General features: G+C 59.7%; 15 protein-coding genes. 6 read left to right on the forward strand and 9 right to left on the reverse strand.

The window, feature by feature from the left end; translation table 11 throughout:
- Positions 1–2: 2 nt before the first annotated feature.
- The 4 genes from CAL20_RS22185 to coq7 form a co-directional block, all read right to left on the reverse strand.
- A complete protein-coding gene (locus CAL20_RS22185) occupies positions 3–1028 on the reverse strand; it encodes an SDR family oxidoreductase (protein ID WP_094823266.1) in 1026 nt (341 codons plus the stop codon).
- Between the two features lie 10 nt (positions 1029–1038).
- Positions 1039–2313 carry a Vi polysaccharide biosynthesis UDP-N-acetylglucosamine C-6 dehydrogenase TviB gene (gene tviB / locus CAL20_RS22190; RefSeq protein ID WP_094823267.1) on the reverse strand — a complete coding sequence of 425 codons (1275 nt, stop codon included), beginning with the start codon at positions 2311–2313 and terminating at the stop codon, positions 1039–1041.
- 107 nt (positions 2314–2420) lie between these two features.
- Positions 2421–3515 (reverse strand): MraY family glycosyltransferase, encoded by a 1095-nt coding sequence (locus CAL20_RS22195; RefSeq protein WP_094823268.1) that lies wholly within the window; start codon positions 3513–3515, stop codon positions 2421–2423.
- Positions 3516–4354: 839 nt separating this feature from the next.
- Positions 4355–5032, reverse strand: a complete 678-nt coding sequence (gene coq7, locus CAL20_RS22200; protein ID WP_094823269.1) for a 2-polyprenyl-3-methyl-6-methoxy-1,4-benzoquinone monooxygenase — start codon at positions 5030–5032, stop codon at positions 4355–4357.
- Between the two features lie 254 nt (positions 5033–5286).
- On the opposite strand from coq7, the gene CAL20_RS22205 reads away from it, so the two are divergent.
- Entirely contained in the window at positions 5287–5727 is a 441-nt protein-coding gene (locus CAL20_RS22205) for an OsmC family protein (protein WP_094823718.1), read from the forward strand.
- A 121-nt stretch (positions 5728–5848) separates the two neighbouring features.
- Positions 5849–6820, forward strand: a complete 972-nt coding sequence (locus tag CAL20_RS22210) for a thymidylate synthase (RefSeq protein ID WP_094839282.1) — start codon at positions 5849–5851, stop codon at positions 6818–6820.
- Here the strand turns inward: CAL20_RS22210 and CAL20_RS22215 are convergent.
- From CAL20_RS22215 to CAL20_RS22235, 5 genes are read right to left on the reverse strand one after another with little or no spacing between them, the layout of a single operon-like run.
- A complete protein-coding gene (locus CAL20_RS22215) occupies positions 6756–7982 on the reverse strand; it encodes a CaiB/BaiF CoA transferase family protein (protein WP_094839031.1) in 1227 nt (408 codons plus the stop codon). The two genes, CAL20_RS22210 and CAL20_RS22215, sit on opposite strands and share 65 nt — an antisense overlap.
- Positions 7979–9118, reverse strand: coding sequence for an extracellular solute-binding protein (locus CAL20_RS22220; protein ID WP_094823271.1), 1140 nt, complete (start codon positions 9116–9118; stop codon positions 7979–7981). The genes CAL20_RS22215 and CAL20_RS22220 overlap by 4 nt, the downstream gene beginning before the upstream one ends.
- A gap of 16 nt (positions 9119–9134) precedes the next feature.
- Positions 9135–10448 (reverse strand): TRAP transporter large permease, encoded by a 1314-nt coding sequence (locus tag CAL20_RS22225; protein WP_094839032.1) that lies wholly within the window; start codon positions 10446–10448, stop codon positions 9135–9137.
- Positions 10445–10963 (reverse strand): TRAP transporter small permease, encoded by a 519-nt coding sequence (locus CAL20_RS22230; RefSeq protein WP_094823273.1) that lies wholly within the window; start codon positions 10961–10963, stop codon positions 10445–10447. The genes CAL20_RS22225 and CAL20_RS22230 overlap by 4 nt, the downstream gene beginning before the upstream one ends.
- Positions 10964–10974: 11 nt before the next feature.
- On the reverse strand, positions 10975–11949 hold the full coding sequence (locus CAL20_RS22235; RefSeq protein WP_094839033.1) for a C4-dicarboxylate TRAP transporter substrate-binding protein: 975 nt from the start codon (positions 11947–11949) through the stop codon (positions 10975–10977).
- A gap of 188 nt (positions 11950–12137) precedes the next feature.
- Here CAL20_RS22235 and CAL20_RS22240 point away from each other — a divergent pair, with 188 nt between their 5' ends.
- The 4 genes from CAL20_RS22240 to CAL20_RS22255 are packed head-to-tail and all read left to right on the forward strand — an operon-like array spanning position 12138 to position 15141.
- Positions 12138–13313 carry a CaiB/BaiF CoA transferase family protein gene (locus CAL20_RS22240; RefSeq protein ID WP_094823275.1) on the forward strand — a complete coding sequence of 392 codons (1176 nt, stop codon included), beginning with the start codon at positions 12138–12140 and terminating at the stop codon, positions 13311–13313.
- Between the two features lie 16 nt (positions 13314–13329).
- Complete coding sequence (locus tag CAL20_RS22245) at positions 13330–13776, forward strand: MaoC family dehydratase (protein WP_094823276.1); 447 nt, start codon at positions 13330–13332, stop codon at positions 13774–13776.
- 33 nt (positions 13777–13809) lie between these two features.
- Positions 13810–14631 (forward strand): IclR family transcriptional regulator, encoded by an 822-nt coding sequence (locus CAL20_RS22250; protein WP_094823277.1) that lies wholly within the window; start codon positions 13810–13812, stop codon positions 14629–14631.
- Positions 14632–14646: 15 nt separating this feature from the next.
- Positions 14647–15141: a dihydrofolate reductase gene (locus CAL20_RS22255; protein WP_094823278.1), complete on the forward strand. Its 495-nt coding sequence runs from the start codon at positions 14647–14649 to the stop codon at positions 15139–15141.
- The last annotated feature ends 43 nt before the right edge of the window (positions 15142–15184 follow it).

The raw sequence follows: 15184 nt of genomic DNA on the forward strand, positions 1-15184 counted from the left end.
GATCAGCCCAGGAATTTGACGTACCAGGGCATTGCGGTTTCCAGCCCACGCAGAATATCGAACGCGGGCTGATAACCCAGCAGTTTGCTTGCCTTGCTGATATCGGCCTGCGAATGCCGTACATCGCCTGCGCGGAAATCCACGTATACCGGTTTTTTGTCGTATTGCACGCCCTGCTCGGCCAAGGTTTTGGCCAGGAAGCCATAAAGCTGGGTCAACGTCGTGCGGCCGCTATAAGCCACGTTGTAAACCTGGTTGATGCCTTCTTCGGGCGCCAGCGCAGCCAGCAAATTGGCTTGCACCGCGTTGTCGACAAAGCAGAAATCCCGGCTGGTTTCGCCATCACCGTTGATGTTGACGTCCTCGCCGCCGATCATGGCGGCTGTCCATTTCGGGATCACCGCCGCATAGGCGCCATCGGGATCCTGGCGTTTGCCGAACACGTTGAAATAACGCAGGCCGACGCTGCGGAAGCCGTACGAACGCGCAAACACGTCCGCATACAGTTCGTTGACGTATTTGGTGACCGCGTAAGGCGACAGCGGCTTGCCGATCTGGTCTTCGACCTTGGGCAAGGCAGGATGATCCCCATAGGTCGAACTGGACGCAGCGTACACAAAGGTCTTGACCTTGGCATCGCGTGCCGCAACCAACATGTTCAGCGAACCGCTGATGTTGACCGCATTCGTCGTGATCGGATCGTTCAAGGAGCGGGGCACGGAACCCAGCGCCGCCTGGTGCAATACATAGTCCACGCCTTGCGTGGCCTTCTGGCAATCCTCGAGATTGCGGATATCGCCCTCGATGAAGGTAAAGCGCGCCCATTGAGCCGGTTCTACCGAATCACGCACCTCGTCCAGATTGCGCTGATGGCCCGTCGCGAAGTTATCCAACCCCACGACCGTCTGGTCGAGCTTGAGCAGCGCTTCCAGCAGGTTGGACCCAATGAACCCGGCGCAACCCGTGACCAGCCACTTACGCGGCGTGGCGCGCAACTCGCGCTGAATGTTTTCGTAACGTTCGCTCATACCACCCTCTTTACAGACGCAGGTCGGATTCGTTGGTGGCCAGCACGTACTTCAAGTCGTACAACACATGCTTGGCCTTGCCCAGCTTACGAATCTCGGCAGCGCCCATTTTGACGAATTGCTCATGCGACACCGCCAGGATGATGGCGTCGTATTTGCCCGGTTCCGGTTTGGCGACGGGCGTGATGCCGTATTCGTGCACGGCTTCCTCCGGATCGACCCAAGGATCGTAAACGTCGACATCGACGTTGTATTCACCCAGCTCGTGCACGATGTCGACCACGCGGGTATTGCGCAGATCGGGGCAGTTTTCCTTGAAGGTCAGGCCCATCACCAGCACGCGCGCGCCTTGCACGTGAATGCGTTCTTTGGTCATGGCCTTGACCAATTGCGACACCACGTAGCCGCCCATGGAATCGTTCAGGCGGCGGCCCGCCAGAATGATTTCGGGGTGATAGCCGATGGATTGCGCCTTGTGCGTCAGATAGTACGGATCCACGCCGATGCAATGCCCGCCCACCAGACCCGGACGGAACGGCAGGAAATTCCATTTGGTGCCGGCGGCCTGCAGCACGGCCTCGGTGTCGATGCCCATCTTGTTGAAAATCAGGGCCAGCTCGTTGATCAAGGCGATGTTCACGTCGCGCTGGGTGTTTTCGATGACCTTGGCGGCCTCGGCTACACGAATGCTGGGCGCCTTGTGCGTGCCCGCCGTGATGATTTCGTTGTACAGCGCATCGACCAGATCGGCGACCTCGGGTGTGGAGCCCGCGGTGACTTTCTTGATCGTGCTGACGCGGTGTGCCTTGTCGCCCGGGTTGATACGCTCGGGGCTGTAGCCGGCGTAGAAATCCTCGTTGAATTTCAGGCCCGACACGCGTTCCAGCACTGGCACGCAGTCTTCTTCGGTAGCGCCGGGATAGACGGTGGATTCGTAAATGACGATATCGCCGCGCTTGAGCACCGCACCGATGGTTTCGCTGGCCTTGACCAGCGGTGTCAGATCGGGCTGCTTGTATTCGTCAATGGGTGTCGGCACCGTCACGATATACACATTGGCCTTGGCCAACTCGGCGCGGTCGGCGGTGTACGTCAGATGCTTGGCCTCGGCCAACTCGGCGTCATCGACCTCCAGCGTGTGGTCATGACCAGCCTGCAGGGCCTGAATACGTTTGACGTTGATGTCAAACCCAATGACCGGACGCTTCTTGCCGAACTCCACGGCCAGCGGCAGCCCGACATAACCGAGGCCGACCACGGCAAGTTTTACCTCATCGATACGCAAGATAGCTCTCCCTTTGCCGCGCTACGATCACGGCATTTTAAATAGGAACGGGGAAAATTGTAACAGCGGCCTTTGACCCATTGTGGGCCTATCGCCAGGACATCCACTCAGTGAGTCCGTGGCAACAATAGCCACGCCGGACGACGCCACGACACCAGCCGAACGTAGAGCCAGATATAAGCAGCCGCAAAGACGGCCAGGCTCAAGCTCAGGATCCAGGCGTTGTCCCACCAGATGGTCGCCGGGACCAGGCCTATCAAGGCCAACACCCACATATATGGTGAGGCCAGGGCATTGCACAAGGCCGGCACTGCATGGCGGCGCCCGCGGCTGAATGTCACCCGGACCAAGCGGCGAAACACCAACTGGTGCAGGTGCAGCGCATCCGGCTGATCCACCGGCACACCGCGCTTGAAACGGCGGCGCCAGATCGAAAAGCCTGTTTCGAATACCGGATAAAACAGCACAGCCAAGGCATAAAAAGGCGACACGGACGGATTGCGCACCACCAGCAGCACCGCCAGTTCCGCCAACATAAAACCCAGGAAATACGCCCCGCCATCACCCAGGAATACCCGGCCGAATGGGAAGTTCCACACCAGAAAACCCAACGTAGCAGACGCCAACGACGCCGCAATCATAAAGATAGGCATATCGCCGACCTGCAGCGCGACCAGCGCGATGGACACGGCCATCAGCGTCGCCACCATACCGGCCAGGCCGTTCATACCATCCACGATATTCAGCGCGTGCGTACAGCCGCCGACAGCAAACATCGTAAACACCAGCGAGACAGGCCAGAACGACAGTACCCAGTCTACCGGCGCGATACCGACACGGCTGACACCGCCCAATAGCCACCAGGCAATCGCCGCAGACAGAAAAGCCGCCAGCAGACGTTTGCTGGCGCCGATATCTTTTGTAATGTCTTCGAGCAGACCCGCTACAAACACGGGCAGCGCCGCCACAAACAGCGCGGGCCACAGCCAGGTCAGCGTCATGTTGCTGGGTCCCAGCACCAGCAGCCCCGCCAAAGAGCCTGCCAACACGGCCAAGCCGCCCACTCGAGGCGTCGCACGCGTGTGCGAGGCCTGCGGCTTGCTCAGGTCGCTATCACCGGTAAATGCACCATGCCAGCGTTCGGAGGCAACGATGAGCCCCCCAACCATGAACGCCGCCACGCAGATATACAACCAAGTCACAAAATCTAACCCCCACGCTGCGCCTTCGGCTTGCTGCCCTCACAAGAAGGCGTTTTGCCTTGAGCCGGCTCGGCGGTAAAAAAACCAGATTGGGCGGAATGCCCGGAAACACAACATTATCTACAGTGCGTGTAACGCTCTTGTATGCAGCGCATAAACAAGTGCAAGGCAGCCCCACAAAACGTAACGGTTGTCTTGAGGCGGGCCCGCATTACACACAGCGTTTCAAATGGATTGTAATGCTATCCCTACGCTAATCGAGATAAAGAAATAGCGTGGTCTCTGAACAGGTTCAACAGAGACTGCCGCCTCGCGCCGGTTCTGCCGCCGGCGCGCATCCGCGCGTTCGCGCCGATCGAAACCGAGGCTGCCCTTCAAAATTAGGGACGTAACAATTTTGGTTAAAAAAAAGCCCGAGATCTTGCGATCTCGGGCTAAATCCACCAAAGGAGGAGGGTGGAGGAGACAACCGGGGCATGTTGGGGTGAACACTGCATCAGGTTCTACCGCTACGCATCGGGGTGATTCACCGCGCCGCTGCGTTTTCAACATCCATGAATGAATATTAGCGCATCGTTTTGTGCGATGCAAGATATTTTTTGATTTGGGATTTTGATCTCTGTCGCGTGTTGCAAAACTACATCACCTCACCGGAAAGCCGCACCGCAGCAAGCACATGCATCAAACCCAATTTTAGTAAAAGGGTAAACCCTTGCGGGCTTACCCTATAGTTTTCAACCACTTATGTCGGGTGCGTTGAGGTAATTCATATCGATATGACGATTTTGTTGTGCGACGCACCACGGGTTTGCCAACGACCGTCACGCCGCCATCGCGCCTCAAATCCGATATGCGGTCGTGGTCATCACGCGCGACATGGCGCGCATCATTCCCCGTACGGGCATAGGTAGCGGCACCCCACCAGCATGTTCGGCGCTCGTACGATGCTTGGCCTCGTCGTCTTTCATCTTGCTCACGATCTGGCGCGAACGCTGGTCGGTCGCCGGCAAGGCAGACAGATGGCTGTCGAGATGCTCTTCGACCTGGCGCTCGGTCTCTGCCATGAAACCTAGATTACGCGGCGCGCCGGCACAACTGGCCAGCACGCCCAATGTAAAGGAGCCCGCGTACCAGATCGGATTGAGCAGGCTGGGACGGCTGCCCAGTTCCTCGAGCCGGTGGGCGCACCAGACGAGGTGGTCGACTTCTTCGACGGCGGCATCGAGGAGCAATTTTTTAATCGGTTCCTCTCGGCAGGCCGCTGCCTGGCCCCGATAGAGCGCCTGTGCACATACCTCGCCGACATGATTGACGCGCATCAGGCCCGCGGCATGACGCTTTTCTTGCTCCGTCAGCGGTGGCTGGGGCTCGGGCGCCTCGGCAGGGTTGGGACGAGACGCCGTCGCCGCCCCCGTCAACACTCGCAATGCCCGGTCAACCTCGCCAAACAAAGCGTCAAGCGGACCTCGCCGGCGTGAAAAAGGGGCGAAATCGGACATCGAGGGTGACACAGACATAAATAGGACTCCTAAGTAGACATCCCCGGCTATGGCCGGGGTTCTCCTCTAGGAATTGTACGGAAATGCATAAAGACATGCCGCGCGCGCCGGCCATGGACCGAACCCTAGCGACAACGATCTCTCATTATCCAGCCAGCGTTGACCATATGCTCGGGAGGTCTCTGTGTCGTGATGCAATGCGCCAGCACGCCGGCAATCCCACCGGTTATCATCAACCTTTGTTCGCGAATCACGCACAAGGAATTTTTCTCATGGATTGCACGATCAACTGGGGTGGCCCGGACGGCATGCTGTTCGTGGCCCAGACTGGCAGCGGTCACATCGCCACCATGGACGGCGCCGTCGAGGGCGGCGGCAACAATCTGGCGCCGCGCCCGATGGAGCTGCTGCTGGCCGGCACCGGCGGGTGTACGGCATACGATGTCGTGTTGATCCTCAAGCGCGGCCGCCATGCGGTCACCGGCTGCAGTGTCAAACTCTCGGCCGACCGTGCGGAAACGGATCCCAAGGTCTTCACCCGGATTCATTTCGCCTTCACCGTCACGGGCAAGAATCTGCCGCGTGCCGCAGTCGAGCGCGCCGTACAGTTGTCGCATGAAAAATACTGCTCGGCATCCGCCATGCTGGAAAAAACGGCAGAGCTGACCTTCTCGGTAGATATCGTCGACACGCAAGAAACCCAGGCTGCGTAAAGCGGGCCCACAAAGCCAGGATTACCCCGGCTCGCCCCGCGAGGGGCTCTAGCAATTTGAGACGGCTGCGCGTTTTTGAATGCCGCCTCGCCATCACGCCCGCATCGGCGGGCAGATCGCCATGAAACAATACCTTTCGCTCATTCAATCCATTCTCGATCACGGTTCGTGGCAGGAAAACCGCACGGGCATACGGACGCTGTCGCTGCCTGGTGCGGCGCTGCGTTTTGACCTGCAACAGGGCTTTCCCGCCGTGACCACCAAAAAGCTGGCGTTCAAATCCGCCATCGGCGAACTGGTAGGTTTCATGCGCGGCGCACGCAGCGCAGCCGATTTTCGGGCATTGGGCTGCAAAGTCTGGGACCAGAACGCCAATGAAAACGCCAATTGGCTGGCCAACCCCTATCGCGAAGGCCCCGATGACCTGGGCCCCGTCTATGGCGTCCAATGGCGCCGTTGGCCTGCGTACAAGCTGCTGCCTCGCGCAAACACCTTACAGATTCAGGACGCGCTGAGCCGCGGCTACCGCCAGGTCGCCGAACCCGACGAAGACGGCGTGCCTCATGTGCTGTTGTACAAAGCCGTGGATCAACTGCGTCAATGCCTGGACACGATCCAGAGCAACCCGCAAGATCGCCGCATCCTGTTCCATGGCTGGAACTGGGCGCAGATCGAGGAAATGGCGCTGCCGCCGTGCCATCTGCTGTACCAATTCCTGCCCAATGCCAGCACGCGGGAAATCTCGCTGTGCCTGTATATCCGTTCGAACGATGTCGGCCTGGGCACGCCATTCAACCTGACCGAAGGCGCGGCGCTGCTGCACCTGGTCGGCCGCCTGACGGGCTACAAGCCGCGCTGGTTCTCGTATTTCATCGGCGACGCGCATATCTACGAAAACCATCTGCCGATGCTGCGCGAGCAATTGACGCGCGAACCCTATGACGCACCACGGCTCGTGCTGTCAGACCGCATTCCCGATTACGCAGTGACCGGCAAATACGAACCAGAATGGTTGGAACAAGTCGAGCCTACGGATTTTGTCCTGGAAGGCTACGAACACCATCCTGCCCTGACGGCGCCGATGGCGGTCTGAGGCCGAACTCGCCGCAAATCGCCGCCGTGTGTTGACCAATATGAGGCGCGGCCCGTGCCGTGCTCAACCGGCGGCCATCGATGCGCACGGGACTACACGTCGTGGTAATGTGCGTAGCGTCGCGCGATACGACTTGCAGCATTTCCAGACGGCGCATTGCTTCGCTTTGCAGCAGTTTGGGCCAATCGTAGACCTCGGCACACCAGATGCCTGCGTCCTGCAGCACCCTCAGCCAATGCGAGGTCTCTTGTTGAGCCAGGCACTCCGCAATCAACTGCTTGATGGCGTCGCGGTGCTCAAAGCCAGCCGACGCATCGTCACAGTATGGTTGGAGCCCGGGCAACGGCAAACTGTCGCGCAATTGCGCCAATGGCATCATGGCCACCGCCAGGTAGCCATCCCGTGTGGGGTAGACCCCGTACGGCGCCGCCAGATAGGCATGGCCGTTGTATGAAGCCGATCGCCGCGGCAGGCGGCCGCCGTCGTTCAAGTGTGTCGTCAGGACCTCGAACTGAAAATCGATCAGTGCCTCGAGCAAGCTGGTCTGCACCCATGCGCCCTCGCCCGTGATCGAGCGCCGCACCAGGCTGGCCAGAATACCCTCGACCAATGCATGCCCTGCCAGCATGTCGGCCACGGACAAACCAAACGGCACAGGACCGTCATCACGATTTCCCGTCAACCACATGGCGCCAGACACGGCTTGCGCCAGCAAGTCCTGCCCCGGCAACCCCACCCAGGGGCCGTCCTCTCCATAACCCGAGATTCCCGCATAAACCAGACGCGGATTGATCTGGCGCACCTCGTCATACCCCAGCCCCAGCCGCTCGATGACGCCAGGCCGGAAATTCTGAATCAACACGTCCGCGTGGCGAATCAGTTCACGCACATACGCCAGATCGCCGGGATCTTTCAGATCAGCGGCGAAACTTTCCTTGTTGCGATTGATGGCGTGAAACAAGGTCGAGTCGCCGCCCAGATCGGTATCGCTCAAATACAAATGCCGGCAGATATCGCCCCCCTCGGGACGTTCGACCTTAATGACGCGCGCGCCCAAATCACCGAGCCGCAAGGCAGCGGACGGCCCAGACAGAAACTGGCTCAAGTCGAGCACCAACAAGCCGTTCAAGGGCGGCTGGCCCGTCACTGTCGCCTGCATCATGCGGACACCGTCAGACTATCGCGAAACAAACGATTGAGATCATGCAGTAAACCGGCAGACGTCTCACCGGCTGCCAAAGCCTGGTTCAAACGCACGGAAGCAGCATGTTGAAATGCCATATAGCCGTTGTGCCGCGGCCGCACCCACGCGCCGTCCAGCGTCGCGCGCGTGGCGCGATAGAAATCTCCTGTCGCCGCATTGACCGCAGTGTCTTCCCACGCTTTGCCATGTCCGGCCTGCCCTCCAGCCGCGGTGTACAGGGTCCGCTGCGTGGTTTCACCGGCCACCCAATAGGCGAAATCGGCCGCCTGCACGGCATGCTCGCGCAAGGCCGACACCGCAATGCCAGTCCCGCCCAAGGCCGAACCACGCGGTGCTCGCCCGGCTATGACAGGTATATCCGCAAACGCAATGCGTTGCTCTCGGAATCCCTCGATAGCGTAATTCACGTAGCCATAAATCAAAGGTACGCACGCCACGCGAGACTGCGGTGTAGCCGCCTCTTCGAATACAGCAATGGGATCCATGCCGAAATTGTCGGCGGGCACCAGCGCTGCCAACTCGCGTAATCGCTCATAAGCCTCATGCGGCGCATCGCCGCTGAACAACTCGGGCCCCGTGACACTGGTCAGTCCGCCCAGATGAGCGGACAAGGTGTACAACACCATCAGCGAATGAGGGGGCCGCAAGGGGCAGGCGACTGCGCCTTGTTTAGCGAGCGTCATCACATCATCCCAGTCCCGCAGGGGTTGTGCCAAACGCCCCGGGATCCAGGCCTGGACTTGCGTGGCCGCATCAATAGGCAGCGCCCAGATGCGTCCATCCCATTGATAGCTTTGCAGCGATGCGCCCACGGCGTCACGCGCAATAGCGTTCAGATCAGCCTGACGCTGAGGCTCGTCCAACGGTGCCAGGCAATGCTCCTGTGTGATCTGTCCGACATGAGGATGATCGATCACGATGAGATCGAACTGGCGAGCCAATTCTTGAACAGGGAAGGACTCGAAGTCTTGCAAGGACCGGCGATGCCAGACGATATCGACCTGTGTCCGCGCTTTCCATTGCTGGGCGCAAGCCACTAGCGGGTCATAGCCACGCGGATGATCCCAGGTCATGCCATGTAGGGTGAGCATCATTATCAACAATCAAGGGTTACTGAACGGCAACACCGCCATAGATCAAATCCGGCAGCCACAACGTAATACCGGGAAAGGCCGACAGCAGCACGAGCAGCAGCATCATCATGGCCAGATAAGGCAGGACCTCGCGCGCGTACTCGCCCATCCGGACACGCAAGACCTGCGACGAGATATACATCAGCCCGCCGACAGGGGGCGTGATGCCCGCGATGGTCAGGTTGGTGATCATGACAATGCCGAAATGCACCTTGTCGATCTGCGAGTGATCGATGATAGGCAGCAGCATCGGCGTCAGGATGATCAGCGCGGCAGAGCCTTCGATGGCCGTGCCCAGCAGAATCAGGGTCACGTTGATCAACAGCAGCATGGTGAGGGGATCGGATGTCGCCCCCGCCAGCCACGAGGACATCGATTGCGGCACTTGCTCCCACGTGAGATAAAAGCCGAAAGCCGATGCGGCGCAAATCATCATCATCACGGCGCTGGCATCGCGTGCGGACTCGGCCAACACACCCGGCAAGTCCCGCATCCGGATTTCCCGATAGCCCAGCACCGCCACCAACAGTACATACAGCACGACGATGGCGCCCGACTCGGTGGTGGTGAATAAGCCATACCGCGTCCCCGCAAAAATCACCACGGGGATCGACAAGGCCCACAACCCATCGATGACAGCTTTGGATATCTCGCCCGCGCTGGCTCTGGTCGCACGTTGTGCGGTGTAGCCTCGCCGCCGCGCCACGACGTGCGTTGTCAGCATCAGGCCGACCGCCAACAGCAGCCCTGGTACGACACCCGCAGCAAACAATCTGCCGATCGAGGTCTCGGACAAGAATCCGTAGATGATCAAACCGATAGAGGGCGGGATCAACGCCGTGATGATGGCGGCGGACGAGGTAATCACCGCGGCAAAGGCACGGCTATATCCCCGCTGCGCCATTTGATTGCCTATGGTTTTGGCCAGCATGGCAGCATCCGCATTCGCCGACGCAGTCAGGCCGCCCAGCAATGTCCCGAGCACCGTACACATTTGCGCCAGCGCGCCGGTCATATGCCCCACCAGCACTTCGGCCACATTCATCAGGCGCCGCGTGATTCCCGAGGCGTTCATGATGCATCCGGCCAGCACAAACAAGGGCAACGCCAGCAGTGACACTGACTCTGTTCCCGCCGCCATTTCCTGGGCGAAATTGGCCACGGGCATGGTGTCCATATTGAGCAGAAAAAAACTCAATGCCGCAATGGCCATGCTCCAGGTGATGGGTGTCTGCAGGAACAGCAGCACCAGCATCAAGATCGACGGCAGCCATAAATGCATCCACGTCATAGCGGCACCTCGGCATGTTGTTCTTGGGCCATCCATCCATGACGCCACGGGCGCAGTAATACATGCTGCAGCAACATCATCGCCGACGCGATCGCCAACGGCGCATACACCACGGAGCGCGGCATGCTGAGAGCGACCGTCAAAATGCCGTGCGCCAATACGGCCTGCAACGCGAACAATGCCGTCATGGCGGCAAAGAACGCAGCCAACAGCACCCAATTGCAGATGGCAATCACGCGCCGCACCGGCAGCGAAAAACACGCAGTCAACACATCAATATCCGCATGCATGCGGCGCCGCACACCGGCTGCAGCGCCGAAAAACACCATCCACGCAAACGCCATCACGGCGACCTCAAAGGTCCACGATGCGGGTTGAGGCAACACATACCGTGTCACGACGCCCCATGCAATAGCGAACACGATAGCCAGCAAACAACATACGGCAATCAGCTCATCCAGACGGCGCAAGCTCAGCAGCGGGCCTTCGTTCGCTGCGGTAACGGCTTCACTCACGGCAACGCCCCTCAGTTACCCATGGCCGCGCGTACGCGATCCACCATGCCGGGCGTCAAACCCTTGATATTTCCATAAGCGCTGCGCGCTTTCTCGGAGAAAGCCTTGACGTCGACATCCGTGACGATCTCGACACCGTGACGTTTGAGTTCTTCTGCATAGGCGGCGTCCGACTCCAGCGTTGCTTTTGTCAGTTCCTGGCCAGCACGCTTGCCTTCTTCCAGCAAGATGGTCTGCAGATCAGGCGAGAGGCTGTTGAAAAACTGCGTGCTGGTGGCAAACGCCGCGAACATGATCTGGTGGCTGGTCATGGAAACGACCTTGCGTACCTCGTACAGCTTGGAACCCGCCAGAGAACCGAAATTGGCCTCTGCCGCATCCACGACCCCGGTCTGCAAGGCGTTGTAGACCTCGCTCCAGGGCAGGTCGGTGGGCCGGGCATCCAACGCAGTGAACGTCTCCAGCATGATCGGCGATGGCGGCACACGGATGGTCATGCCCTGCATGTCCGCAGGTTTGCGTACGGCTTTGTTGGCAATCACGTGACGATAGCCAAACAGGCCGTCCGCCATGATCAGCTTGATGCCCTGCGCCTCGAGTTTGCCCGACAGTTCAGCAAAGACGTCAGACGCGAACAGGCGATTGGCTTCGTCCAGATTGCTGTACATGTATGGCCCGGCCAGAATCCCCAAGTCCGGCACGAACTGGCTGAGTTGTCCGTAGTCGGTCACGTTCACAATGCGTGCGCCGCTCTTGAGCATCTCGTTCACTTTCTTTTGAGCGCCCAGCTGATCGCCCGTGAACAGGGGCAGCTTCAGCTTGCCGCCGGACCGCTCCTCTACGCGTTGCGCAAAGGCCTTCATCGTTTTCACGACGGGCTCATTCGGGTTGACCTGCGAAGTCGCAAAACGCACCGTTTGCGCGGCGGCGGAACCGAAAGCTCCCAGGCACAGCACCGCGGCCAGCGCCAAATGGCGGATTTTCATGGCTTGTCTCCTTGTTGCCACTCGGGCATGTTTATTTAAATATTAATTTCTTGTTTATATACAAAATTCTAAGCTGGCAAAATTTTGCCAGTCAAGCAAATTTATCGACCCATATTGGATTGACTAGGTTCATATATAAACCTAATATTTTTCAACAAACAAAACCGTCAACGATAAATAGAGGCAACATGGAGGCACACGATCTTCCCTTGGCGGGGCTCGTGGTTCTGGATTTCAGTCAGTATCTGGCTGGCCCCTCGTGCGCGATGCGACTGGCCGATTTGGGAGCCGATGTCATCAAGGTCGAACGCCCCCAGGGCGGCGACGCGTGCCGTGGCCTGGTCGTGGCTGACCAGATGCACGATGGCGACAGCGCCCTGTTCCACACCATCAACCGCAACAAGCGCAGTTTTGCCGCAGACCTGAAAGACCCCGGCGATCTCGCACGCGTGGTCGCCCTGGTACGCCAGGCCGATGTGATGATTCATAATTTCCGCCCCGGCGTCATGGAGCGCATCGGGTTGGATTACCCTTCGGCCTCGGCCATCAACCCGCGCCTGGTGTATGCCAGCATCACGGGATATGGCGCCGAAGGACCTTGGCAAGACAAGCCCGGCCAGGACCTGTTGGTGCAGTCGCTGTCCGGCCTCGCCTGGCTGGCGGGCAATGACGCAGATCCGCCAACGCCTGCCGGCGTCTCGGTCGTGGACATCCTCACTGGCGCCCATCTGGCGCAAGGCATCCTGGCGGCGCTGCTGCGCCGCGCCGTTCACGGACGCGGCGCGCAGGTCGAGGCCAGCCTGTTGGAGTCCGCGCTGGACCTTCAATTCGAACCGTTCACTGCGTTCCTGAATGATCCGTCCGGCCTGCAACCTCGTCGCAGCGCGGTCAGCCACGCCAATGTGCATGCCGCTGCCCCATACGGCATCTATGCAACCGCGGACGGACATCTGGCGCTGGCCATGGGCGCCCTGGATCGCCTTGGAGCGTTGCTGGAATGCGAGCCGCTGCGCGTGGCCGCAGCAGCGGCACCCGACACCTGGTTCAGCCGCCGGGATGATTTCAAGCACCTCCTGGCCGAACACTTGCGCACGCAAAGCACGGCGTATTGGCTAGCGCGGCTGGAACCTGCCGGCATCTGGTGCGCCGACGTCCTGACATGGCCGGAGCTGGTTGCGCACCCTGGCTTCACGGTTCTGGACATGGTGCAGGAAATCACAAGCGACAGCGGGGCCCGCATGCGCACAACGCGCTGCCCGATCCGTATCGATGGCAAGCCCTTGCGTCACGCCCGTGGCGCCCCACGGCTGGGCGCGCATACCCAAGACATCGTCACCGCCTTTGGCCTGCCATCGGCGCAATGACCTCCCGGAGATCGACATGAGCCAGGACATTTACTTCGAAGATTACGTCATCGGCAGCGAGCGCCGCACCCAGGGCCGCACCATTACCGAAACCGATATCGTGCTGCACGCTGGGCAGACAGGGGATTTTTTCCCCCATCACATGGACGCAGCATGGTGCGCGACACAGCCGTTCAAACAACGCATCGCCCATGGCACGTTGATTTTCAGCGTAGGCATCGGCCTGACCGCGGGCCAGGTCAACCCGCGGGCAATGTCGTATGGATATGACCGCCTGCGTTTTGTGAAGCCGGTCTTTATTGGCGATACCATTTATGCTCGTGTCGAGATTACAGACAAGCGCGATCATCCCAAACGAACCGAGCATGGCATCGTGACCGAGACCGTCACCATGATCAACCAGCATGACGAGGTGGTCCTGGTGTGCGATCACTTGCACTTGGTCGAACGGAGAACGCGTTAAGATTCGCGCAATCCACCGTCCCGCCCCGCCTTTATGCCCAAAACAGCCTCCCCCACACCGGACGACAACAAGAAAAACAAGTACTCCGTCCCAGCGGTAGAAAAAGCGCTGGACGTGCTTGAGCACCTGTCCGACCGGGCAGTGCCCCTGACTCAATCGCAAATTGCGCGCGCGCTGGGACGGCAGCCGGGCGAGATTTTTCGCATGCTGACCTGTCTGGAATCGCGCGGTTACCTGCGGCGCGACCCTGTCAACGGCGGCTACAGCCTGACACTGAAACTGTTCGAACTCAGCCGCGCACATTCGCCGCATGACAAGCTCCTGCAAACGGCGCAGCCCCTGATGCGCGAGTTAGCCGACACCATAGGCGAGTCGTGTCACCTCTGCGTGCTGCACCGGGGCCAGGTCATGGTGCTGGCCCAGGAACAAAGCCCGCAACCCTTTCGCCTGTCGGTTGAGGCCGGCTCATTGCACTCCCCGGTCTTGACCACATCGGGGCGCGTGCTGCTGGCCCATTTACCGGCAGCCGAACGCGATACCCTGTTGAATCAACGGGCCGACTTTGTCAGCATGCCTTCTGCCGGACGCCGTCAGTTCCTGGCACAATTGGAGGTTATTCGCGATCGCGGATACGAGTACGCAGATGGCGAAAAATTCGTCGGCGGCCTGGACCTGGGTGTTCCCGTTGGCACACCTCACTCGCAGACTCAAGCCGCGCTGACGGTGGCAACACTAAAGCGCCGGGATGGCCCAGACCTGCTGGAGGCGCTGCCTCGCCTGACCCGCTGTGCTCAAGACATCGCTCATCAGGCGGGCTTGCTCATGCACGAGACCGCCGGTGAGCTATCCGCATAACTCATCAATACTGCCATGTCCGCCTTGCCTCGCCTGACTCTCGTCGTCGCCTATTCTGAAAACCGTGTGATTGGCCGCGACAATGCGTTGCCCTGGAAACTGCCGGGCGATCTGGCGCACTTCAAACGGACCACGCTGGGCAGCCCGATCATCATGGGCCGCAAGACATGGGAATCATTGGGACGCCCGTTGCCGGGACGCACGAACGTGGTCGTGAGCCGTAATACGGAATATGCCGCGCCGGGTGCTGTCGTGGTGCCCACGCTGCACGCCGCAGTTCAAGCCTGTGGCGATGTAGCCGATGCCTACGTTATCGGCGGCGCCCAGATTTATGAACAAGCCCTGTCCCTCGCGCAGCGACTGATTGCCACCGAAGTGCATGCCGTTGTTGAGGGCGATGCGTTTTTCCCTGTATTGCCCGCTGAACAATGGCACGAAATATCGCGTGAACCGCAGCCTGCCGAGAACGGCTACGCGTACGACTTTGTCGTGTACGAACGCCGGGCCTGATCGTTATCGAAACGATGGTGCACGAACACTTGGCGATCATTGA

Origin of the sequence: Bordetella genomosp. 4, from assembly GCF_002261185.1 — a bacterium.
GTDB lineage: Bacteria > Pseudomonadota > Gammaproteobacteria > Burkholderiales > Burkholderiaceae_B > Bordetella_A.